Origin of the sequence: Leisingera sp. S132 (genome assembly GCF_025144465.1) — a bacterium.
Lineage (GTDB): Bacteria > Pseudomonadota > Alphaproteobacteria > Rhodobacterales > Rhodobacteraceae > Leisingera.
In genome coordinates this window covers 245484-267247 of the sequence record NZ_CP083553.1, presented here as the reverse complement: position 1 = coordinate 267247, position 21764 = coordinate 245484, and the positions used below count along the sequence as shown (strand labels likewise).

Sequence of the window (21764 nt, the reverse complement as noted above, 5' to 3'; positions counted from 1 at the left end):
GGCCAAAAGATCAAACTGGGGAGAACCTGATGAAACTGACCAATCTTCTGACCAGCGCCGCCGTGGCGCTTGGCCTGGCCGCAGGCGCGGCGATGGCCGATACCACCAAGGTAGGCTTTGTCTATGTCGGCCCCGTCGGCGACGGCGGCTGGACCTACGAGCACGACCAGGGCCGCAAAGCGGTTGAGGCCGAGTTCGGCGACCAAGTCGAAACCGTCTATGTCGAAAACGTCGCCGAAGGCCCCGACGCCGAGCGGGTGATGACCCAGATGGCGCTGGAAGGCGCCGACCTGATCTTCACCACCTCCTTTGGCTACATGGACCCGACCATCAACGTCGCCAAGAAATTCCCGAACGTGAAGTTCGAACACGCCACCGGCTACAAGCGCGCCGAGAACGTCTCGACCTATTCCGCCCGTTTCTATGAGGGCCGCGCGGTGCAGGGCACCATCGCGGGCCACATGACCGAGAGCAACATCATCGGTTACATCGGCTCTTACCCGATCCCGGAAGTGATCCGCGGCATCAACTCTGCCTACATTCACGCCAAGAAGGTGAACCCCGACGTCCAGTTCAAGATCGTCTGGGCCTTCACCTGGTTCGACCCGGCAAAAGAGGCTGACGCCGCCAAGGTGCTGATTGAACAGGGCGCCGACGTGATCCTGCAGCACACAGACTCCACCGCGCCGCAGGCTGCCGCACAGGCCGCAGGCAATGTGATCACCTTCGGCCAGGCCTCCGACATGGCGGAGTATGCGCCGAAACCGCGTGTTTCCTCCATCATCGATGATTGGGCGCCCTACTACATCGCCCGCACCCGCGCCGTGATGGACGGCACCTGGGAGAGCGCAGACACCTGGGACGGCATCGGTGCCGGCATGGTTGGCATCGGCGAAATCTCGGATGCGGTTCCGGCGGACGTCAAGGCCGCCGCACTGGCAATCAAGGACGCACAGGCTGACGGCTCCTACCACGCCTTCACCGGCCCGATTAACAAACAGGACGGCTCCGCCTGGCTGGCAGAGGGTGAGGTCGCCGATGACGGCACCCTGGCCGGCATGAACTTCTATGTCGAAGGCATCGAAGGCGACATCCCGCAGTAAGCGGCCCCTCCTATGACGCCCAAAGGCCCGCCACTTGGCGGGCCTTTTCATTTCCGGCACGCTCCCGGTTTCGCAAAGCCTGCTGACATACCTTGTCACAGTCCTGGTGTACTCCCCCTCCACCAGCCCGCGCAGATCTGCCCGCGGCGCGCTCAAACACTTTGGAGAACACTCTTGAAACTCAATTACTTCGTTGTCGGCACCAACAACATGGATGCTGCCGTCAAATTCTATGACGCGCTTTTTGAAAACCAGGGATTTACCCAGGTCCGGCCCAGTGACCGGATGACCTACTGGCTGAAGGACGACTTCGCCTTTGCCGCCGCCCTCCCCTTTGACGGCGCACCGGCCACAAATGGCAACGGCACCATGGCGGGCTTCAGCCTCGGCTCCGCAGATGAGGCCGCCCGGCTGCACCAGAAGGCAATCGAACTGGGCGGCACCTGCGAAGGCGCACCGGGACAGCGCGGGCCGCGGTTCTCGGCCTATGTGCGGGACCTGGACGGCAACAAGCTGTGTTTCGCCGACTGAGCAAGCCACAATGGCAAAAGGCGGACCCAAAGGCCCGCCTTTCCTATCCTTTTCGGCAAACCCCGCCTCAGTGGCCGGACAGTACAAGCGTCTGCACCGGCATCAGCAAAAGCCGCAGCCGCAGCCCCGCCGCATGGACCACCCCGATGGTGTCCACCACATGCAGGAACGCCCACTCGGCGGTGCCGATGCTGTCGTCATGCTCCAGCCGCTCATGGTTGCTGGTATAGACATTGGCCAGGCAGTTGCTGCCCGGCGGCAGCGCCTCGGCAGTGCCCTCGTAAAGCGGTTCCATGAACACGGTGATGGTGCCGGGCTTGCGCATGTTGCCCAGGTCGCGCAGTTCATCCGTGGGGCGGATCTGGCCGGTGGCGATCACATCCTGCACCTCGGTCACCACCATCGGGATCACCGTGAAGGGTTTGGTCATGCAGCCGATTTCACCGATCATGCCGGGCTTGATCACCTGCGCCGCCATCTGGTTGAACCCCGCCTGGAAACGGTTCCTGCCAGAGGCCAGCGGCACCAGAATGCCCGCCGGGCGCAAGACCGGGCTGACATAGTCGCCAACCTGCAGGGCGAACTGCTCCACACGGCCGTCGACACCGGCACTGATCAGCGTCTTGTCCAGCTCCGCCTGCGCCAGCTGCAGCTGCGCCTCGGCACTGGCCATCTGGGCCGGGATCAGCACCTCGATCTGCTGTTCCACTGCCGCCTTCTGCGCTTGCGCCGCCTCAACCGAGGCCGCACGCTGGTCCACCAGATTTTCCAGCCGCTCGATCTCAGCCGGACGCACCGCGCTGGAGCCCTGATCCCGCAGCGTCTGGTTCCGTTCCAGATCATCCCGCGCCTGGGCCAGCGCCGCCTGCGCCTGGGCAATGCCTGCATCCGCCTGGGCCAGATCGGTATCGGCCAGCTTGCGCGAGGCCTCCACCTGGGCAATCGCCGCCCGTGCGGATTCCAGCGCTGCCTTCTGCGACAGCCCTTCCAGCCGCAGGATCGGATCACCCGCCTTCACCTCCTGATTGTTGACGACATAGACCTCGGCCACCCGCCCGCCGACCTGCGGCAGGATGGTGACTGTGCGGAAATAGGATGCGACCGTATTGGTCGCCGGATGGAAGTAGAACAGCGTGGTCAGCACCATCAGGGTCAGCATCACACAGGCCGTCAGGCCCCAGCGAAGCTCATACCAGACGGAGAACAGCGTCAGTTCCCGGCCGACCCGCTTGCCCTGAACGAAGCGGCGGAACAGGAAGTCGGGCAGGATGGTGACCAGCGCGCACAGCAGTGTCTCAATCATCGCTCAGTGCCCCTCTGCCACGGGTTCCGCCTGCACAGGCGCAGGCGTGTCCGGCTCTTCCGGCTGTGAGGGTCTGACGTCCCGGGCCGCCGGCGCCTCAGGCTCCCGCCCCAGGCCGCGCACTGCATCTGCAATTGACCGCAGCGGCGCCGCCAGATCCGGGATCTGGAAGCCCGCCATCAGGATCGCGGCAACCCAGAACACGTTGTTATGGGTGAACAGCGCCAGCAGGGCCAGAATGCCGACCAGCTGGAATTGCGGGTGATTGCTCTTGTGCGCCATCTTCTCCGGCAGCGCGTGCAGAGTGAAGTAGGCGACCCCGATCAGCAGGATCAGCACAATGGTGAACACCGCCATGAAGGTGAAAAGGAAATCGCTTCCGTCCGCCGCAGTGACATAAGAAGGGATATGCCCCGCAGCCATCGGATGTGCATTGGGCGTCGTCATTGTCCGTCCCCCGTTTCAATTTATTTTCTTGAACTGCAGCCAATAGTTGCACTGCCCGGCGCGTTGACCAAGCATTTTGTCTGGCCGGCGCCGGAATTGCCCTTTGCCTGCCCGGCCTTGCGTGCCACTCTCCCGCCATGACACAGACCGCGCCCCTCACCAGCCCTGATGGCACCCCAGCCAGCCGCTTTGCCTTCGGCTGCATGCAGTTCGGCGGCCGCGCCACTGAGGCGCAGTCGGCTGAGATGTACGCCGCCTGCCGCGCCGCCGGCATCACACATTTCGACACCGCCTGGGTCTATACCGATGGCAACTCGGAACAGATCCTCGGCCGCCTCATCAAGGCAGAGCGGGATCAGCTGATGATTGCCACCAAAGCAGGCTATGAGGGCGGCGCCGGGGCCGCCAACCTGCGCGCCCAGCTGGATCAAAGCCGCCGCCGGCTGGATCTGGACATGGTCGATGTCTTCTACCTGCACCGCTTCGACCCGCACACCGACCTGCGCGAAACCATGGACTGCTTTGCCGCCCTCAAGGACGAAGGCGTGATCCGCTATGCGGCGCTGTCGAACTTCGCCGCCTGGCAGGTGATGAAAGCGCAAATGGCGGGCCTCGACTCCGGTGTTTCCGTCGACATCCTGCAGCCGATGTATTCACTGGTGAAACGCCAGGCTGAGGTGGAGATCCTGCCGATGTGCGCGGATCAGGGCATAACCGCGGTGCCCTACTCGCCCCTCGGCGGCGGCCTGCTGACCGGCAAATACACCGCCGGCGGCACCGGCCGCATCACCGAGGACGCAGGCTACAGCATCCGCTACAGCCCCGCGGCCATGCACCAGACCGCCGCCGCCCTGGCTGAGCTTGCCGCCCAGCGCAGCACCCATCCCGCAACCCTCGCCGTGGCCTGGGCCGCGGCCCACGCATCCGCGCCGGTGCCGATCATCTCTGCCCGCAACGCCCAGCAGCTTCAGCCCTCGCTGGCAGCGCTGGACTGCGCGATGGATGCAGACCTCTACAGCGCGATCGAAGCGCTCAGCCCTCGGCCCGCCCCCGCCACCGACCGGCTGGAAGAACAAGAAGACCACAAGGACTAGACCCATGCAGGATTTCATCGTCATCGGCGGCGGCATGGCCGGCACCAGCGCCGCCGCCCGGCTGGCCAGCCTCGGCAGCGTCACCCTGCTCGAGATGGAGGATGCGCTTGGCTATCACTCCTCCGGCCGTTCCGCCGCACTGTTCGAGGAAAACTACGGCCACGGCCCCACGGTGGAACTGAACCGCGCCAGCGCCGCACACCTGCGCGAAAACGGGTATCTGTCGCCGCGCGGGCTGATGCTGGTCGGGGCCAAGGACGACGGCGACCTCTTTGCCCGCGACGTGGATGAACTGGGCATGGCCACGCTGGAGCTGGACGAGGCCCGTGCCATGGTGCCGATCCTCAACCCTGAAACGGTCGGGTACACTGCCATCAGTGGCGCGGCTGAGGATATCGACACCGACCGGATGCTGCAGGACTTTGCCAAAGCCTTGCGCGCCGCGGGCGGCCGGATCGTGACCAGGGCGCCGGTGACCGCAATCAGCCGCATCAGCGGCGGCTGGCAGGTCACCGCGGGCGGCACCGTTTATGAGGCACGCACTCTGGTCAACGCGGCCGGCGCCTGGGCCGATCAGATCGCTGCTTTGTCCGGGGTCGCCATCATCGGCCTACAGCCCAAGCGCCGGTCGATGGCGCGGCTGCCTGCCCCAGGCGGCCACGATGTCAGCGGCTGGCCAATGCTGATTGGTGCGGGCGAGACCTGGTACGCCAAACCCGATGCCGGCAAGCTCCTGGTCTCCCCCGCCGATGCCGACCCGGTGGAGCCGCATGACGCCTATGCCGACGACATGGTGCTGGCCGAGGGACTGGCGCGCTATGAGGAAATGGTGACGGAGCCGGTGACACGGGTCGAAAGCAATTTTGCCGGGCTGCGCAGCTTTGTCGCTGACGGAACCCTGGTACTGGGGCCGGACCCGGACCAGCCGGATTTCATCTGGTGCGCCGGTCAGGGCGGCTACGGCATCATGACCGCCCCCGCCGCCTCGCAATTGATGGCCGATCTGGTGGCAGGCCGTGCGCCGGTGCTGGATGCCGCCACCGTCGCCGCGCTGTCGCCCGCGCGGCTGCGCTGATGCCGGTGCGCTCCGTTCCCGGCGCGGCCTCTGTCGCGGAACCGCAAGGCGGCAAGCTGTTTGCCCCCTCCGCTGCACGCAATGCCGCCGCAATCTGCGATCTGCTTGCGCAAGTGGCCCCGCCGCAGGGCCGCGCCCTGGAGCTTGCCAGCGGCACCGGCCAGCACGCGGTTGCCTATGCCGCCCGCCTGCCCGGCTTGATCTGGCAGCCAACAGAAGTGGACGCCATCCGCCGCACCAGCATCCGGGCCTATGCCGATGAGGCAGGCCTGCCCAATATCGCACCGCCAAACGAGCTGGACGCCACCGCCGCCGACTGGGGCACGGAGCATGCGGGCCAGGACCTGATTGTGCTGGTGAATCTCCTGCACCTGATCAGCGAGGGCGAGGCCCGCACGCTGATCCGCGAAGCCGCTGCTGCCCTCGCCCCTAGCGGGCGCTTCGTGATCTATGGCCCCTTCATGCGCGGCGGCAACCTCATCAGCGAAGGCGACCGCGCCTTCCACACCGCCATCACCGCCCATGATCCGGAGACCGGCTACAAGGATGACACTGAGGTCATCCGCTGGCTGCAGGCAGCCGGACTGGAGCTGGTTCAGGCGGTAGAGATGCCCGCCAGCAACCTGGCGCTGGTGGCGCAAAAACCCGCAAGCTGAATTCCGGCACGGAATTCAGCCCGGAAAACATGTGTTTTCCGAGGAAAATTCCGTGCCGGAATTTTTCTCCCTAGCCGCCGCCCCGCACCTCCTGCAGCCCCCGGATGACTTGCCGAATATGCTCCCGCGCCGGATTGTCGGGTAAGTACAGCGCGCGGCAGCCGAGGCTGATCTCCGGCGCGCCCTCGACTGCGTGCAGCGCCCCTGCGGCCAGCGCCTCTGCCGCCATATAGGCCGGGAAATAGCCCATGCCGCCGCGTTTCTGCAGATAGCGAAGCCCCATCAGCGCATTACCCAGCACGATATGCTGGCGGCTGCGGGCAGGCAGCATCTCTTGCAGCTGCGCGTCATATTCCGCACCGAATTCCAAGTTGATGAACAAAGGCAGCGCATCCCGCCCCAGCCGCAGGGGCTGGTCCGCCAGCAACAGCAGCCGCTCGGGCGGCAGTTCCTCAACCGTCAGCCGGGTGCCCGCGGGGACCTCGTTCACGATCGCCACGTCCAGCAGGCGGCGCGCCACCGCTTCGCCCATGTTCATCGCGTGGTCATAGTTCAGCGTGAAGGGCACCGTGCCCTGCACCTCCTCCAGCCAGACCGCCACATCCACCAGCAAGGGATCCCAGACCGACAGCTGCGCCCCCAGCCGCAGCGGCACCTGGCCCGCCAGGCTTGCCTTCAGATCACCCGCGACAAACTCCCAGGTCCGCATCATCTGCTCGGCATAGGGCAGGAACTGCCGACCTGCCGCGCTCAGCCGTGTGCCGCCGGGACCGCGGTCGAACAGCGGAGTGCCCAGCGCCTCTTCCAGCGCCTTGATCCGGGCGCTGACAGCGGTCTGCGTCACATTCAACGCCCGCGCGGCACCGTGAAAGCTGCCCGCGGCCTCGATGGCCAGAAAGGTCTTGAACGCGCTGATCTGCATGGTGATCACTATTTCCTTTCACTTTGAGCAAATCAATTCGTTTTCCTGCTCAGCCAGGAGCCGCTACCCTGCCAGCAGATCAACCAAAGGACCCGCGCCAATGCTGGACAAAAGCCACAAGCCAACCTGGACCAGTTTCGAAGAAGCCACCGCCGCCGACTGGGCCGCTGTGGAGAAATACGAAGAGGAATACAACGCCGCCCTGCCGGACCGTATCCTCGATGCGATCCGCTCGCTAGACGAGGACTGGACGCCCTACCCAGTGAACCGTTACCAGCACAGCCTGCAGGCCGCGACCCGCGCCTATGAGGACGGGGCGGATGACGAGATCATCGTGGCCGCCCTGGTGCATGACACCGGCGACATCCTGTCCCCCTACAACCACGGTGAGCTGTCGGCGGCGATGATGAAGCCCTATGTCAGCGAGAAGACCTACTGGATTCTCAAGCATCACTGCGTGTTCCAGGGCTTCTACTACAATCACCACTTTGGCGGCGACCGCAACGCCCGGGACAAATACCGCGACAGCCCCTATTGGGAGGACTGCCGGTACTTCTGCGAGAAATACGACCAATGCGCCTTTGATCCGGACTATCCGACGAAGCCCTTGGCGTTCTTCGAACCGATCCTGCGCCGCGTGCTGTCGCGCGGCTGGGGCCATATGGAACTGGCGGAGACCGCTGAGGAGGCCCCGGCGGACTAAGCCCATTCTGATCAGGACAGCCCTCCGCCCGGCGTGGTCCGGGCGGAGGGCTGTCAGCGGCCCTTCAATCTGCCCCAGCCTGCCAGGCCTGCAAGACATCCCGCACATGCGCTCGGCGCCCGCGGGCGACCGGCACTTCCGTGCCATCTGCCAGCAGCGGCACGTCGCTCTGACCGCCGCGTTTCAGTCCTGCAACTTCGTCACGGGCCACCCACCAGGACCGGTGCGGCTGCAGGCCCGCGTCCAGCGGCACCTGGGCCAGCAGGTCAGCCAGCCGGCCACGCAGGGTCAGCTCTCCTGCACCGGCTGATATCCGCAAATAGTGCTCCTCTGATTTCACATAGCCCAGCTGGTCCAGGGCGAATTTCTGCCCGCCCACGACAACAGCAATCCCGCTGTATCCATCGGCAGAGCCGTTCAGCGGCTGAACCGGCTGCTGCGGCACAACCGGCGCGGGCGGCAGTTCGGGCGGCTGTCCACTGCCTGGCTGCTTGCGCCGGTACAGATACAGCCCCAGCGCCGCGCCGGCCAGCCCAGCAGCACCGCCGCATAGACCAAGACAAACGCCGCCACGCAAACCATCCAGATAAGGATATTCGCCTGCAACGGCATCCCGGCTTCGCGGTATCCATGCGTGTCGAACGCGACCAGCAGCAAGACCACCGCTGCTGCGTATTTCAGAAACACTCCGCTGCGTAAAACCATCATCATTTCATGCACCGTGAACTGCGGCGGTTCACCGAACATGTCAAAAAGCTGCATTTTGCGGCTTTGGAGATTGTCCTTGATCGTCCCCAAACCTATCAGCCCCCCGTTATCAGGTTACCTGTTGATGAGTGGCCGGAGACGGCTTCTTTCCTTGTATTGCCGCACAAAGGAAGCTGTCTCCGCGCTCACCCGTTCACCTTCGTCTATTCCCTTCCCCGTCAATGGCAGATCCAGAATGCGCCAGTTTGTCCCTGCAGATTTCGGCAAGGAGGCCTATTTCGCAGCCGGCGCTGACCCGGCTGCGCGCGACACCGCCGAAGCGGCCCCGGCAGCAGCCATGCGCTGAATCGGCATTGCACTGGACAGCTACCCGCCGCTGGGAACGCCCCGGAACTGAACCGCCTGCCTGCGTCGCGGCTGAGCCCTGCCGCCACCCGAAAGGCAGCAGCCCTGCCGCGGCAAAGCTCTGCTTCTGATGTCTGAGGCCATTCCTGTCCATTCCTTGATCTTAGCCAGAGGCATTCCGGAATGTGAATTGGTAAATGCATGTTTTTGAAGGGAAAATCGAACATTTATCCCTCTGGCGGATTTCCTGAATTATGGTAATATCCGCCCCAGTTACCAGCCGAGAAGCATCATTGCTCTTGTCCGCGCAACAATTGCGGAGCACAACAGCGCACCCGGATGCAGCGGTTCCCACTTTAGAACCAGTGCGCTTCACAGCACCCCCGGGTGCTGGCCGCCCCCGCCGCATGCAGTCCCGTTCACCGCCCCGGCAGCCGCGCGGCAAGGAAATCCACGAAAGCGCGCGTTTTCGGCTCCAGCTGGCGCCGCTCGGCATAGACCGCACTGACGGGCGTGCCTGCCGGCAGTGAGGAAAACCCGCTGAGCACGGCAACAAGATCACCGCGTTCGAGCTCCTTACGGGCCGTCCAATCCGGCAGCAAGGCGATCCCGCATCCGGACAGGGCCAGCGACTTCAGAAACTCCAGCCCGTTCGCTTGCACCGGCCCGCTGACAGGCACCTCGCAAGGACCGTCCGGTGTGGCAAACCGCCAAAGCGTCTGACCGGCAGAGGTGCGGAAAGACAGGCACTGGTGCCCCGGCAAGTCCAGTGGATGCTCCGGCCGTCCGTGAGCCGCAATATAGGCCGGGCTGGCGCAGAGCTGCGACCGGCTGACGAACAGCTTGCGGGCGACCAGGCTGGAATCCTTCAGCTGCCCCATGCGGACCGCAAGGTCAATCCGGCCATCCACCAAGTCGCTGAGAGCAGAGGAAAACAGCAGCCGCACCGTCACCTCCGGGTACGCTCGCAGAAACGCAGGCAAAAGCGGTGAAATCAGCGCCACGGCCAGATCCGGCTCTGCGGTCACTGTCAGCACACCGGCAGGCGCGCCGGTCATGCGGGCAATGCCGCTGCGGGCCGCCTCCAGTTCTTCGGCGGCCCGCAGCGCATGGCGGTAATACAGCTCGCCCGCCTCTGTCAGGCTCTGCTTGCGGGTGGTGCGCTGGAACAGCCGGGCGCCCAGCACCTGCTCGAGCTGCTGAATCTGGCGCGCCACTGATGACGGCGCGACCCCAAGCACACGCGCGGCGGCGGAGAAACTGCCCTCCTCCACCACACAGACAAACATATTGATGCTTCCAGAGTCGCTCATTTGTGCATTTTGTGCACAAATCCTTTGCAATTCAATGCGTTTTTGCGCGGCCGTGGCGCCCTCATATTGCTTCTGTCGAAACCACCCATTCCCTCAGACAGGAGACCCGGAATGACCAAACTGCTGTTTATCAAAGCCTCGCCCCGCGGCGGCGAGTCGAAATCCGCTGCGCTCGCCAATGCCTATCTGGCCAGGCTTCAGGACCGGACACCAGACCTTGAAGTGGATGTGCTGGACCTGTCGGCTGCCCCCCTGCCGGACTTCGACGGCAACAAGGTTGCCGCCAAGATGAGCGTGATCACCGGCCAGGACCACGATGCCGCCCAGCGCACCGCCTGGGACGAAATCACCAGCATGGCCCAGCGCTTCATCAGCGCCGACATCTACCTGATCGCCACACCGATGTGGAACGGCAGCATCCCCTATAAATTCAAGCAGTACATCGATCTGATTCATCAACCCGGCCTGCTGTGGGGGCTGGATCCCGAAACCGGGTATTTTGGCCTGCTGGAAGGCAAGCGGGCCGTGCTGGCCTTGACCAGCGGCGCCTACGGGCCGGGTATGCCATCGCCTGCCTTCGGGGTGGATCACCAGTCGGCCTATCTGAAGTTCTGGCTGAATCAGGCCGGAGTGGAGGACATCGCGGAACTCCGCTTCCAGCCGACGCTGCTCACGGCCGACCCGGAGGCCGGTTTCCAGGCCGCCGCCGCCGAAGCGGAAAAGCTGGCCTCCTGAGGGTTGCGCCGCGCGCTGTCGCGCGGCTGGGGCCACATGGAGCTGGCTGAAACCGCTGAGGGTTGATTGCGCAAAAGACCGCGGCGGCGGGGATGCCGCGAATTGGCGAATACCAGATCCGCGTGTCTGTCTGACCGGCGGGAAGAGGCCGGTCAGACAGAAAGCCGTCAGATCATATTCTTTGGCGGCCCAGGCACAGTCACTTTGACACGCGCGGCTATCAGGCCATAGGGACCAATCAGCGCCCGGTGATCCTGCGCCCGCAGCATAACGGAGAATTCATGCTGCCCCGGCTCAAGCCTGCCTAGCGAAAACACCGGCGTAAAGGCGGTCCCCACCTTTTCTCCGCCCTGGTACACATGGGCGTGGCCGGTATGCGTTCCACTGGCCTGCACCAGGCAAACATCGCTGAAGGTGAAATGGATGGCATCAATGTGCAGCAGCCATTCGCCGCCTGCCGCCTGTTCTGTTCTAAGCTGTAGGCCAGGCAGCGGTTCATGCTGCCCGACTTCGAGAAAGACTGCGCGCGGCACCTGTTCAGAGACCCCGGTTTCCGCCACGCAATAGTTCACCAGCCCGATGACAAGCGCCGCAGCGGACCCAATGAACAATGCGGTTTTGAGACTGCTCTCGGCCACCGGTCTTCACGGCCTCTTATACGCTGGCATCAGCGCTGCGGCGCCAGCTCACACTCAGAACGACCGGCGTGCCGCCGCGCAGCAGGAACATGAACATCAGCCCGTACAGGTTGCCGTGCAGCGCCGGGGATTCCCCAAGGATAATCACAAAGAACGTGAAAGCGCCCAGCAGGAAAAGAGCAATCGGCCGCACCAGCCTGCCAAAGATCAACAGCACCCCGGCAAGCACTTCGACATACATCATGATCAGCGCCACAACCGGAAGGGGGATACCGAAGAAACCGAACCAGGAATGTTCCAGAATCGCGACAAGCAGGTTCGGCTGCATGAACTTGACGGTGATTGCCAAGCTGACAAAGGTAAGGCCCGCAAGCAGCTGAGCCATGCCCCAGTGCATTTCGCAATGGGTCTTCATGCCGGGCAATGTAATCTTGGCGGGCAAAAGCGCGTCAATGCTGTACTTCCCGCCGCCGCAGCACATCAGCAGCAAACTAGGGGCAATGAAATGCCCGGCGTAGTGTAGAATGAAGACTTTCCCGAACACAGCGCATCCCACAAGAGAAAGCACAATAACCGCCCCGGCGGCCAGCTGGGTTGCCGCCCCCGCCAGCAGCAGCGCTGCCGTTGCAAGCGACACAATAGCAAGCCAGCCCCAGCCCGGCTGGGTGCTTAGGACCATGTCCGGTACAAACAGGGTCGGCTGGGTCCAAAGGGCCGTTCCATGCCGCGGCAGCCCGCCAAGAGCGCTGAGTCCCAGCGTCGCTGCAAGCCCAAGGCGCAGAACCGCCGGGCCGATGTCCCGGGTGTGCAAAGTGATACTTCGCAGTAGTCCCTGGCCGAGGTTCTGGAATTTTTCCTCTGCCAGAACCGCCGCGAACAAGACAATGCCCGCAATGATAGAGGCCGCCTGTAAAAGTTCGAAATTCTGAAAAAGCGGCGGCAAAGATGCATGCGCCAGTGTCTCCAGCTCCGCAGGAGTCAACAGCCATGCTTCATGTCCGGATGCCTGGCCCCCACAGAGCATTGCGAATGCTGCAATTGGCATGCAACCACGGTTTTTCACGATCATTCCCCCATATCATTACGGCCAGCACCGCAACCATATTCACGTCATGAAACGCACGCATAAAGTGTTCGTATAACGACTTCTACAGTTTTTTGGGTATACTTCGGCACACACCTTTCGGCCGCCCAGACCGTGTTCCGAGGCGGCGAACAGCCACTTGCCCCCTGCCTCCACAGTACCGGCAACACCCGCGGTGCAACAAAAAAAGCCCCGGCACATTGGCCGGGGCTTTCTCATCTCTTCCGTCAGGGCTTAGCCGTTCTGGCGGATGGTCTCGTTCTTCGGATCGTAGGGGCTGTCGCAGGTGACGACCGCATCCCACAGCTTGTCCTGGATCTTGACCTGCAGCTTGGTGCCTTCCACCGCGTACTCGGGCTTCACATAGCCCATGCCGATGGATTTCTCGAAGGCCACCGAGTAGCCACCGGAGGTCAGGCGGCCCACACGGGTGCCATCTTCGGCATAGAGCGCCTCACGGCCCCAGGGATCGGCATCGGCAGGGCCATCGATCAGCAGGGTGCAGCACTTCACGCGGACGCCGGTCTCAACCAGCTTGTCCTTGCCGTGGAAGTCCTTCTCCAGGTCGACAAAGCGCGGCAGGTCGGCTTCCAGCGGGGTCGCGTCGCGGCCCAGTTCGTTGCCGAAGGCGCGGTAGGATTTCTCCTGCCGCAGCCAGTTCTGGGCGCGGGCACCGACCAGCTTCATGCCGTGCTTCTCGCCCGCCTTCTCCAGCAGGTCGAACAGGTAGTTCTGCATCTCGATCGGATGATGCAGTTCCCAGCCCAGCTCACCGGTGTAGGCCACGCGGATCGCATTGACCGGGCACATGCCCAGTTCGATCTGCTTGGCCGACAGCCAGGGGAAGCGCTTGTTGGAGAGCGCGGTTTCCGGATCTGCGTCGACGATCACCTCTTTCAGCACATCGCGGGACTTGGGGCCTGCGATGGCGAAAACGCCCCACTGGGTGGTCACGTCCTGGATCTCGATATAGCCGAACTCCTCCATCTTGTCCTCGGCCGCCTTGCGCAGGAAGTCGGCGTCATACTCGGACCAGGCACCGGCGGAGACCAAGTAGTAGTTGTTCTCGCCGTTGCGCACGATGGTGTATTCGGTCCGGGTGGTGCCGAATGCGGTCAGCGCGTAGGTCAGGTTGATGCGGCCGATCTTCGGCAGCTTGTTGCAGGTGAACCAGTCCAGGAACTGGGTCGCACCGGGCCCTTTGACGACATGTTTGGTGAACGCGGTCGCGTCGACCAGGCCAACACCTTCACGCACGGCTTTCGCCTCTTCCACGGCATACTGCCACCAGCCGCCGCGGCGGAAGGAGCGGGCGTCGTGGTCGAAGTTTGCCGGCGCATCGACGGGGCCGTAGTAGTTCGGGCGTTCCCAGCCGTTAACCCAGCCGAACTGTGCGCCGCGGGCCTTCTGGCGCTCGTAGGCCGGTGCGGTGCGCAGCGGACGGCAGGCTTCGCGCTCTTCGTCCGGGTGGTGCAGGATGTAGACGTGCTCATAGCACTCTTCGTTCTTGCGGGCCGCGAACTCGGTGGTCATCCAGTTGGAGGAATAGCGCTTCGGGTCGAGCGACGCCATGTCGATCTCGGCCTCGCCGTCCACCATCATCTGCGCCAGGTAGTAGCCGGTGCCGCCAGCGGCGGTGATGCCGAAGGAGAAGCCTTCCGCCAGCCACATGTTGCGCAGGCCCGGGGCCGGGCCGACCAGCGGGTTGCCGTCGGGGGTGTAGCAGATCGGGCCGTTGAAATCGTCTTTCAGGCCGCTCTCGGCGCAGGACGGAACGCGCTCTGCCATCGCCATGTACTGCTCGGCGATCCGGTCCAGATCCAGCGGGAACAAGTCAGCGCGGAAGCTGTCCGGCACGCCGTGCTCGAACTGCGCGGGGGCGCCGCGCTCGTAGATGCCCAGGATCCAGCCGCCGCGCTCTTCGCGGGCATAGGATTCATTGTCGGCGTCGCGCACTACGGGGTGCTCGGGGTTGCCCGCTTCACGCCATTTGACCAGCTCCGGGTCCTTGTCCATGACGATGAAGGTGTGCTCGACCGGGATTGCCGGCATCTTGATGCCCAGCATCTTGGCGGTGCGCTGCGCGTGGTTGCCCGACGCGGTCACGACGTGCTCTGCGGTGATCACCACCTGCTCGTCGGAAGGAACCAGGTTGCCGCCCTTCTCGACCATCTTGGTGCAGGTGACTTCCCAGTGGGTGCCGTTCCAGTGGAAGGCATCGGCCTGCATCTTGCGGACGATATCGACACCGCGCTGACGGGCGCCCTTTGCCATCGCCTGGGTCACGTCGGCCGGGTTAATATAGCCGTCTTCGGTGTGGTAGATCGCGCCTTTCAGGTCGCCGGTCTCGATCAGCGGCCAGCGCTCCTTGATCTGATCCGGGGTCAGCCACTCATAGTCCACGTCGCAGGTCTCTGCGGTGGAGGCGTAGAGCATGTACTCGTCCATGCGCTCCTGGGTCTGCGCCATGCGCAGGTTGCCCACCACGGCGAAACCTGCGTTCAGGCCGGTTTCCTCTTCCAGGGTCTTGTAGAAATCGACCGAGTATTTGTGGATGTGGGTGGTCGCATAGGACATGTTGAACAGCGGCAGCAGGCCGGCTGCGTGCCAGGTGGAGCCGGAGGTCAGCTCGTCACGCTCGATCAGCATGACGTCTTCCCAGCCGGCTTTGGCCAGGTGATAGGCAATCGAGGTGCCGACGGCGCCGCCGCCAACAACAAGTGCTTTGACTTGGGTTTTCATTCTCCCGCTCTCCAGCTTAATGAGATTCTTGGCGACGGTTATGCCCGCGCATTGAAATCCGCGCAAAATCAGGCCGACGCAAAAACATCCAAAACCGACCTTGCGCGCCACAGCATACCGGATTCTGCGGGCCGCAGTGCCGGAAATGGCGTTTTTCTGCACAAGCAAAAGGGGGCCGCGGCCCCCTGTCGTCTGTTTCGTGAAGTGCCGGCTTGCTCAGCAGTCGGCCACGTTGCCGCGGCGGATGCAAACGGACTGCGCCTCTCCGGCGTCCCCGGCGGTGTCTGCCTGGGCCACCTGTGCGCCGCCGCCAAGCAGGCTCTTGCCGTAGCTGGAGGCTGTCTGCCAGAGTGATTGGCTGTCCTGCGGCGCGTCCAGAGCCGCGCTGTCCCGGGCCGCGCGGGAGCGGGCAACCCGGTCCTGCACGATGGTGCCATAGTCGGTGGCGCTGAGATCGCCCCAGTTCAGCCCTGCGTCACGGGTCTGGATGTAATAGTCGTAGCCGACCACCCCCTGGATGCTGAACACCAGAATGCCTATCGCTTTCTTCAGTGCCATCTCTGCCCTCCGGGTCCGCACCTGCCGTGCTGTTAACAACACCCGCAAACCTGGCGCAGAAATGCGGCGGCAATCCGGCATTTCGGGGAAAAGCCGGTGCAATTGCACTGGTCTCGTCAGGATCAGTCGCAGGTCCGTGTGGTGCCGCGGCGGATACAGCTGCTGCCGTCGCCGCTGTCCCCTGCCAATCCCCTGCTGACCTTGACCTGCGGCACGCCGCCGTCCTGCGGCGCCGCGCCGTCCGCCTCACCGGACCCGCCCGTGAACACGCCGAGCAGCGTGCCGGCCAGCCCTGAAATCTTGCCTGCACCGGCCCCGCTGCTCTGGCTGTCTTCTGCGGCGTCCTGCACCGCGGCATGATCTTCCGCCTTGATCGCGAGGCCGCCGCGCACCGCACCGGCCTCTGCCATCAGCCGGATCAGGCGCTCACGGTAGGCGGCCTCCAGCACCACAGCGGGGTCGGGCACATCACCGCTGGTGACATCGATCACGGCTGAGGTGCCGGTCACAGCGCCGGCCAGCAGCTTGCCGTGATCAATATTTTCCATCTTCAGCCGCGCCGCCTTGGCCTCAATACCCTCCAACTCGCTGCGCAGCCGGGCGATGTCCTCTGCCAGTTGCTCTTCGGCGGCCAAGGGCACCGTCACATCATTGCCGACAGTGGGAACGGGCTGCGCCAGCAGACTGTTCAGCCCATCATAGTCGATGGCCGACAGCAGCTGCCGGATGGTCTCATCCGAAGCATCCGCATGGACCAGGATCGTGGCACGCTCGCCAAAGCCCACGACCCCATTGAACTTGCGCATCTTGCTGCTGCTGCGATCGTAAATGCCCTGATCGCGGCCAAAGGCGACGCCGCCGATGACCGCATAAGGCTCCTCAGGCAGCCCCATGCCGCGCATCGAGGAAACAACCATTCCCCCCAGGGTGTTCGGGTTCTCCTGGCCGCGCAGATAGACACTGAGCACAACCGCTTCGCCGTCCTTGCTGTAGCCCCAGCTGTGCGGGTCCATCTTGGCGGCCCGTTTCCGCTCGCGGGCGCCATCCAGCGCCTGATCCAGTTCCGACAGCGCATCCTCTCCGGGCTCCGCGCTCTCCGCCCCGGCCGCCAGCACTCCCGGCCGCTCAAGCAGGCTGAACCGCTCCATTCCTGCAGGCGCCTCGGGCAGATACGCCTTGCCGCCCTGCTGCCAGCGGCGGCGGCGCTCCTGCTCCTGCTCAGCCAGACGGCGTTCCGCCTTGCTGCTGAGATAGCGGCTTTCAATAGTTCCGGCATAAGCAGAAAGGCTCAGACCGCCAAGGTCCAGCCCCGCCCGGCGGGTTTGCTGTTCATAGTCGACGCCCAGAAATACCAGCCCGCACACGGCTGCAAAGCCTGCCAGATGCTTGATGCTCATAATGTCCCCGTGGAAATGCCTCAAATCTTTCGATCCGGCTAACGGGAGTTTGGGGCGGGAATGCGGCAGCAGCACGAAAAGAAGCAGGTTCACGCCCGCACAGATTGAATCTGCCGGGACGGGTCTGGTTTTGCTGTTTCTGTCTGGCCTGTCCTTCTGAGCTGCATCGTTTGCATCTGCCAGCAGTTAGGATTGGCGGCGCCGCCAAGGGGCGGAGGCGGGACGGGAGTTGCCTCCCGCACGCGAAACGTCGTCTGTGCGTGCCCGTGCCAAAGGGCCCTGTTCCATAGTGCCGGGGGTGTCAGGCCCGGCGGTGACCGCGATCAATTGGAACTATGCCGCAGGCCGCTTAAGATCACGTGAGGCCACCGTACGCAGGCGGCGCAACACCTTGGGGCCGGCCGCTGCGCAGCAACTGAACCGCGGCGGAAGGCTCAGGCACGTCTCATCATAGCTGCGCGGCCTCTTTGGATGATGCCCCAGCCGCCGCAAGCGCCGCGCTCAGGCTGTGGCGCGCTTTTCGCCCCATTCAACCAGATCATTCACCAGCATCAGGGCCACCCGGCGGAACACCTGGCGCAGCCGCTCCACATGCGGACCATCCAGCGTCAGATCCGCCAGTGCCTGGTCCATGCACTTCAGCCAGTTCTCGGCGTCTTCTTCGGTGATCGGCACATGGGCATGCATCAGCTTTACATCCATGTGGCCGTGCTTTTCCTCATAGTAGCGGCGCCCGCCCATGAAACCGGACAGAAAATTGAACTGCTCGATCCGGGCATGGTCCATGCCATGCCCCCGCTTGTGCAGCTTGACGATCTGCGCGCCGGTCTCCGTTTCCTCGACAATGTCATAGAAGCGCTCGACCAGCGCCCGCAGCACCTCTTCGCCGCCGATCTGCTCTATCAGCTTCTGAACCATTTAACCTCCCTGCCCCGCCAACGGGCGGCCTCAGGACTGAGGCCGGGTCTTCTTGGGGTCATAATGCGCAAAGGGTACGATTTTGGCGGGCAGGCGTTTTTGATGCCCGTCAAGTTTGCCGATTTCCACCTCGGTTCCGGCCTCCGAACAGGACACATCCACCCGCGCCAGCGCGATGTTCTTGCCCAGAAGCGGCGAACGCATGGAGGAAGTCACCTCGCCGATCTGCGCGCGGCCGATGTGGACACAATCACCATGGCCGACGTCGATGGCCGAGTCGATATCCAGCCCGACCAGCTTGCGCGCAGGCGTGGTCTTGCGCCGGATCAGCGCATCGCGGCCAATGAAGTCATCCTCTTTCGACTTCAGCGGCACGGTGAAGCCAATACCCGCCTCAAACGGGTCGGTCTGGTCGGAGAAGTCATAGCCGGCAAAGATCAGCCCGGCCTCGATCCGCACCATGTCCAGCGCCTCCAGCCCCATCGGGCGGATGCCATGGGCCTTTCCGGCTCCCCAGACCGCATCAAAGACCTCGCTCGCGTGTTTCGGATGGCAGAAAATCTCATATCCGAGCTCGCCGGTGTAGCCGGTCCGCGAGACCACCACCGGCACGCCCTGGTCATCGCCGATGCGTGCGGGGGTGAAGCGGAACCAGCCCAGTTCCTCCAGCGTCGGGTTATGCGGCATGGTCCAGATGATTTTCTTCAGCAGATCGCGGCTTTCAGGGCCTTGCACGGCAATATTGTGCTGCATGTCGGTCGAGGAGCGGATCAGCACGTTCAGGCCCAGCTTCTCCGCCTGCTCGCGGATCCATTCCCCGCCATAGTCAGAGCCGCCGATCCAGCGGAAGTTGTCCTTGCCCAGGCGGAACACGGTGCCGTCGTCAATCATTCCGCCATGCGGGTAGCACATCGCGGTATAGACCACCTGCCCCACCGCCAGCTTCTTGATATTGCGGGTAAAGATATACTGGCACAGCGCCTCGGCATCCGGCCCGGTGATCTCGAACTTGCGCAGGGCGGACAGGTCCAGCACCACGCATTTCTCGCGGCAGGCCCAGTATTCCTCCAGCGGTCCGGATTCAGCATAGCAATTGGCCAGCCAATAGCCGTTATACTCGATGAAATTGCGGGTCATCTTGCTGAGGCGGTCGTGGAAACCGGTTTCCTTGGTCATCTTGGGCTCCGATTCAGGGGTCGCGCGGAACGCGATCGCGCGCTTGAAACTCTCTTGGCCGCTGTAGGTGCGGACGTGAATGTCGGTGGGGTTCCAGCCATTGGCAGCGCTGGTGTCATCCGGGCAGGCCGAGCTGACACAGACCAGATCGGTCAGCGCCCGCAGCAGCACATAATCGCCGGGCCGGGTCCAGGGCTCGTCGGCATACATCACGCCATGATCGTCCAGCCCGGTGTTGAAGAAGAAGTTGATCGCCATCCAGCCCGCCCGCGGGGTCACCCCGTGCTGGGCCAGCGTCGCATTGAAATTGTCCGAACAGTTCACATGGCCGGGATAGCCGATGTCGTCATAGTATTTCGCGGCGCAGGCCAGGGCAAAGGCATCATGCCGGCCCACGGTGTCCTGCACCACCTCGACCAGCGGCAGCATGTCCTGATCATAGTATTTCGCGTGCAGCCCCGGCATCGGATAGGCATGGCCCATCAGCGTGCGCGTGGTGGTCACGTCCAGCGCATGTTCAATCCCCTTGTCCAGCTTGCGGGCGGCAAAACACTGGAAGTCGGTGCACTGGCGACCGTCCACATCAATGATCTGGATATAATCGCCCGCCTTCACGAAATAGCTTTCGGCAGTGGCGCTATGCACCCGAACCTCATTGACCGGCTCCGCCAGCGGATCGGGCAGTTCGAACCGCGCCACCTGCTTGATCACCGCGCGCTTGACCATCACGGTCAATGAGGTCGCCGTGTCCTGCTTCTCGAAGTCCATGATCCCGCCGGGCGCTGCGATGATCACCACCCCGTCGCGCTGCACGGCGAAGCTCTCTTCGGTCTTGGCTGGTGTCGCGCTGTCAAAGACCCGCACCGCGCCGCCCTGCGCAAGGTCGATGCCGCGCGCCTCCATCCCCATGCGCAGGCCGCGCAGGGACTGATCCGAGGACGTCAGCAGCGCCTTCAGCCCGCCGGCATCGCAGTTTGCTGCTGCACCGATGATGCCGGCGTCGATGCGCCCCTTGTCCTCAGCCGCGATGATCTCGCAGGGCTGGCCGCCCTCGTCATTGATCACTGTCACCCGGTCGCCGGTCTCCACCCGGATCAGGATCGCGCCGCAGCCTTCAACCGCATAGCGTTCGGTTCCCTTGGGCAATGAGAACACCGACGGCTGATACAGTCCGGACGGCTTGGGCGGCCCTTTGACAACCTCAGGGAAGCTCATGTCATTCATCGCGCATCTCCCGCTGGACTCCGGCCAATTCTTGCACAGCCGGAATATTTATTTATTGAAAAGAATATTCCGATCCGGCACTCTGATCAACAAACATGTTGATTTTCTGCGGAAAAATGGCGATTGCCCGGGATGCGGCATTTTCCTGGGGGTGAATGCCGCAAACAAAAGGATATCCGCCATGCATTCGCTGGTACTGGGACTGATCGCAGCGCTCGCCTGGGGCATACATGACCTCTGCGTGCGGGTTGTCTCCAGGAAAACCGGCATTCTGCCCGCCATGCTGACGGTGTTTGCAACGGGTGCGATTCTGATGGCTGCGGCAGGCCTTGCCCTGGCGGACTGGCCGGCGATGACCCTGCCAGCAGCCAAGCTCGCCGTGTTCTCCGGCGCCATCTACGCTCTTGCGTCCTACGCGCTGTACCGCGCCTTTGCGCTGGGGCCGGTCCGGCTGGCGGCGCCGCTGATCGGCGCCTATCCGGTGCTGTCGCTGGGCTTGGCGATGCTGCAGGGTCAGCCGGTCGGGCCCGGTCACTGGCTGGCGGTTGCCGCCGTGGTTGGCGGCGTGGGCTGCATCGCGGTGTTCTCAGCAGACGCCGACGGCGGCGCGTTCAACCCGCGGACCGCAGGATGGGGCCTGATGGCGGCAATCGGCTTTGCGCTGACCTTTGCAACCGGCCAGGCCGCAGCCCAAGCCGGCGCGGAGCTGCCGGTGCTGATCCTGACCCGCGCGGCTGCAATCCTGCTGGCAGCGGCCCTCGCGGTCCTGTTGCGCGCGCTGCAGCTGCCGCCCCGCCAGGTCCTGCCGCTGCTCTGCGTGATGGGCGCGCTGGATGCCGCGGCGCTTGGCCTGGTGATCTATTCCGGCACGCTTCCCCGGCCCGAGTTCGCCTCCGTCAGCGCCTCGCTTTTCGGCCTTGTCACCGTGGTCCTGGCCTGGCTGGTTCTGCGCGAAAGCATGACCCGCGCCCAATGGATCAGCGTCGCCGTCACCTTCGGCGGCATCGCCTACCTCGGCTTCTGACGCCCCCACCTTCTTCTTCGAACAAAAAAACACCCGCCGGAGTGGTTCCGGCGGGTGTTTTTTCATTC

The 21764-nt window shown here is 63.8% G+C and carries 21 protein-coding genes; 8 read left to right on the top strand and 13 right to left on the bottom strand.

The window, feature by feature from the left end:
* The first annotated feature begins 29 nt into the window (after nt 1-29).
* Both K3725_RS01285 and K3725_RS01280 read left to right on the top strand, forming a co-directional pair.
* Entirely contained in the window at nt 30-1103 is a 1074-nt protein-coding gene (locus tag K3725_RS01285; RefSeq protein WP_260017096.1) for a BMP family ABC transporter substrate-binding protein, read from the top strand.
* A gap of 174 nt (nt 1104-1277) precedes the next feature.
* Nucleotides 1278-1634 (top strand): VOC family protein, encoded by a 357-nt coding sequence (locus K3725_RS01280; protein WP_260017095.1) that lies wholly within the window; start codon nt 1278-1280, stop codon nt 1632-1634.
* Between the two features lie 67 nt (nt 1635-1701).
* On the opposite strand, the gene K3725_RS01275 is transcribed toward K3725_RS01280, so the two are convergent.
* Nucleotides 1702-2937, bottom strand: a complete 1236-nt coding sequence (locus K3725_RS01275) for an HlyD family secretion protein (protein ID WP_260017094.1) — start codon at nt 2935-2937, stop codon at nt 1702-1704.
* A gap of 3 nt (nt 2938-2940) precedes the next feature.
* Nucleotides 2941-3384, bottom strand: a complete 444-nt coding sequence (locus tag K3725_RS01270; RefSeq protein WP_260017093.1) for a hypothetical protein — start codon at nt 3382-3384, stop codon at nt 2941-2943.
* Between the two features lie 137 nt (nt 3385-3521).
* Here K3725_RS01270 and K3725_RS01265 point away from each other — a divergent pair, with 137 nt between their 5' ends.
* From K3725_RS01265 to K3725_RS01255, 3 genes are read left to right on the top strand one after another with little or no spacing between them, the layout of a single operon-like run.
* Nucleotides 3522-4478, top strand: coding sequence for an aldo/keto reductase (locus tag K3725_RS01265; protein ID WP_260017092.1), 957 nt, complete (start codon nt 3522-3524; stop codon nt 4476-4478).
* 4 nt (nt 4479-4482) lie between these two features.
* Entirely contained in the window at nt 4483-5553 is a 1071-nt protein-coding gene (locus K3725_RS01260; protein WP_260017091.1) for an FAD-binding oxidoreductase, read from the top strand.
* Nucleotides 5553-6209, top strand: a complete 657-nt coding sequence (locus K3725_RS01255) for a class I SAM-dependent methyltransferase (protein WP_260017090.1) — start codon at nt 5553-5555, stop codon at nt 6207-6209. Before K3725_RS01260 ends, K3725_RS01255 begins: the two co-directional genes overlap by 1 nt.
* A 70-nt stretch (nt 6210-6279) precedes the next feature.
* Here the strand turns inward: K3725_RS01255 and K3725_RS01250 are convergent, their stop codons facing one another.
* Nucleotides 6280-7131 (bottom strand): LysR family transcriptional regulator, encoded by an 852-nt coding sequence (locus K3725_RS01250; RefSeq protein ID WP_260017089.1) that lies wholly within the window; start codon nt 7129-7131, stop codon nt 6280-6282.
* A gap of 100 nt (nt 7132-7231) precedes the next feature.
* Between K3725_RS01250 and K3725_RS01245 the strand changes: the two genes are divergently transcribed.
* Nucleotides 7232-7834, top strand: coding sequence for an HD domain-containing protein (locus K3725_RS01245; protein WP_260017088.1), 603 nt, complete (start codon nt 7232-7234; stop codon nt 7832-7834).
* Nucleotides 7835-7898: 64 nt separating this feature from the next.
* Here the strand turns inward: K3725_RS01245 and K3725_RS01240 are convergent, their stop codons facing one another.
* The 3 genes from K3725_RS01240 to K3725_RS01230 all read right to left on the bottom strand — a co-directional run bounded on the left by K3725_RS01240 (nt 7899) and on the right by K3725_RS01230 (nt 10200).
* Nucleotides 7899-8279: a LytTR family DNA-binding domain-containing protein gene (locus tag K3725_RS01240; protein ID WP_260017087.1), complete on the bottom strand. Its 381-nt coding sequence runs from the start codon at nt 8277-8279 to the stop codon at nt 7899-7901.
* Nucleotides 8252-8596, bottom strand: coding sequence for a hypothetical protein (locus K3725_RS01235; protein WP_260017086.1), 345 nt, complete (start codon nt 8594-8596; stop codon nt 8252-8254). The genes K3725_RS01240 and K3725_RS01235 overlap by 28 nt, the downstream gene beginning before the upstream one ends.
* A 710-nt stretch (nt 8597-9306) precedes the next feature.
* Nucleotides 9307-10200: a LysR family transcriptional regulator gene (locus K3725_RS01230; protein ID WP_260017085.1), complete on the bottom strand. Its 894-nt coding sequence runs from the start codon at nt 10198-10200 to the stop codon at nt 9307-9309.
* Nucleotides 10201-10311: 111 nt separating this feature from the next.
* Between K3725_RS01230 and K3725_RS01225 the strand changes: the two genes are divergently transcribed.
* Entirely contained in the window at nt 10312-10935 is a 624-nt protein-coding gene (locus K3725_RS01225) for an FMN-dependent NADH-azoreductase (RefSeq protein ID WP_260017084.1), read from the top strand.
* 167 nt (nt 10936-11102) lie between these two features.
* Here K3725_RS01225 and K3725_RS01220 read toward each other — a convergent pair whose 3' ends face one another.
* The 7 genes from K3725_RS01220 to tdm form a co-directional block, all read right to left on the bottom strand.
* On the bottom strand, nt 11103-11573 hold the full coding sequence (locus K3725_RS01220; protein ID WP_260017083.1) for a hypothetical protein: 471 nt from the start codon (nt 11571-11573) through the stop codon (nt 11103-11105).
* A 16-nt stretch (nt 11574-11589) separates the two neighbouring features.
* On the bottom strand, nt 11590-12642 hold the full coding sequence (locus K3725_RS01215) for a DoxX family protein (protein WP_260017082.1): 1053 nt from the start codon (nt 12640-12642) through the stop codon (nt 11590-11592).
* A gap of 249 nt (nt 12643-12891) precedes the next feature.
* Nucleotides 12892-15399, bottom strand: a complete 2508-nt coding sequence (locus tag K3725_RS01210; protein ID WP_260017081.1) for an FAD-dependent oxidoreductase — start codon at nt 15397-15399, stop codon at nt 12892-12894.
* 216 nt (nt 15400-15615) lie between these two features.
* A complete protein-coding gene (locus tag K3725_RS01205) occupies nt 15616-15957 on the bottom strand; it encodes a hypothetical protein (protein ID WP_260017080.1) in 342 nt (113 codons plus the stop codon).
* Between the two features lie 122 nt (nt 15958-16079).
* The gene (locus K3725_RS01200; protein WP_260017079.1) at nt 16080-17354 is read right to left on the bottom strand and encodes a hypothetical protein; all 1275 of its coding nucleotides are present in this window, start codon (nt 17352-17354) and stop codon (nt 16080-16082) included.
* 501 nt (nt 17355-17855) lie between these two features.
* Nucleotides 17856-18272, bottom strand: coding sequence for a group II truncated hemoglobin (locus tag K3725_RS01195; RefSeq protein ID WP_260017078.1), 417 nt, complete (start codon nt 18270-18272; stop codon nt 17856-17858).
* 30 nt (nt 18273-18302) lie between these two features.
* Nucleotides 18303-20672, bottom strand: a complete 2370-nt coding sequence (gene tdm, locus K3725_RS01190) for a trimethylamine-oxide aldolase Tdm (RefSeq protein WP_260017077.1) — start codon at nt 20670-20672, stop codon at nt 18303-18305.
* Nucleotides 20673-20853: 181 nt separating this feature from the next.
* On the opposite strand from tdm, the gene K3725_RS01185 reads away from it, so the two are divergent.
* On the top strand, nt 20854-21696 hold the full coding sequence (locus tag K3725_RS01185) for a DMT family transporter (protein ID WP_260017076.1): 843 nt from the start codon (nt 20854-20856) through the stop codon (nt 21694-21696).
* Nucleotides 21697-21764: the final 68 nt, after the last annotated feature.

What these genes read in the sequence shown, in the direction of transcription:
- K3725_RS01185 (WP_260017076.1), top strand. Translation starts at nt 20,854, where the DNA reads ATGCATTCGCTGGTACTGGGACTGATCGCAGCGCTCGCCTGGGGCATA.
- K3725_RS01270 (WP_260017093.1), bottom strand. Translation starts at nt 3,384, where the DNA reads ATGACGACGCCCAATGCACATCCGATGGCTGCGGGGCATATCCCTTCT.
- K3725_RS01260 (WP_260017091.1), top strand. Translation starts at nt 4,483, where the DNA reads ATGCAGGATTTCATCGTCATCGGCGGCGGCATGGCCGGCACCAGCGCC.
- K3725_RS01210 (WP_260017081.1), bottom strand. Translation starts at nt 15,399, where the DNA reads ATGAAAACCCAAGTCAAAGCACTTGTTGTTGGCGGCGGCGCCGTCGGC.
- K3725_RS01225 (WP_260017084.1), top strand. Translation starts at nt 10,312, where the DNA reads ATGACCAAACTGCTGTTTATCAAAGCCTCGCCCCGCGGCGGCGAGTCG.
- K3725_RS01205 (WP_260017080.1), bottom strand. Translation starts at nt 15,957, where the DNA reads ATGGCACTGAAGAAAGCGATAGGCATTCTGGTGTTCAGCATCCAGGGG.
- K3725_RS01265 (WP_260017092.1), top strand. Translation starts at nt 3,522, where the DNA reads ATGACACAGACCGCGCCCCTCACCAGCCCTGATGGCACCCCAGCCAGC.
- K3725_RS01200 (WP_260017079.1), bottom strand. Translation starts at nt 17,354, where the DNA reads ATGAGCATCAAGCATCTGGCAGGCTTTGCAGCCGTGTGCGGGCTGGTA.
- K3725_RS01275 (WP_260017094.1), bottom strand. Translation starts at nt 2,937, where the DNA reads ATGATTGAGACACTGCTGTGCGCGCTGGTCACCATCCTGCCCGACTTC.
- K3725_RS01215 (WP_260017082.1), bottom strand. Translation starts at nt 12,642, where the DNA reads ATGATCGTGAAAAACCGTGGTTGCATGCCAATTGCAGCATTCGCAATG.
- K3725_RS01285 (WP_260017096.1), top strand. Translation starts at nt 30, where the DNA reads ATGAAACTGACCAATCTTCTGACCAGCGCCGCCGTGGCGCTTGGCCTG.
- K3725_RS01255 (WP_260017090.1), top strand. Translation starts at nt 5,553, where the DNA reads ATGCCGGTGCGCTCCGTTCCCGGCGCGGCCTCTGTCGCGGAACCGCAA.
- K3725_RS01195 (WP_260017078.1), bottom strand. Translation starts at nt 18,272, where the DNA reads ATGGTTCAGAAGCTGATAGAGCAGATCGGCGGCGAAGAGGTGCTGCGG.
- K3725_RS01230 (WP_260017085.1), bottom strand. Translation starts at nt 10,200, where the DNA reads ATGAGCGACTCTGGAAGCATCAATATGTTTGTCTGTGTGGTGGAGGAG.
- K3725_RS01235 (WP_260017086.1), bottom strand. Translation starts at nt 8,596, where the DNA reads ATGCAGCTTTTTGACATGTTCGGTGAACCGCCGCAGTTCACGGTGCAT.
- K3725_RS01250 (WP_260017089.1), bottom strand. Translation starts at nt 7,131, where the DNA reads ATGCAGATCAGCGCGTTCAAGACCTTTCTGGCCATCGAGGCCGCGGGC.
- K3725_RS01245 (WP_260017088.1), top strand. Translation starts at nt 7,232, where the DNA reads ATGCTGGACAAAAGCCACAAGCCAACCTGGACCAGTTTCGAAGAAGCC.
- tdm (WP_260017077.1), bottom strand. Translation starts at nt 20,672, where the DNA reads ATGAATGACATGAGCTTCCCTGAGGTTGTCAAAGGGCCGCCCAAGCCG.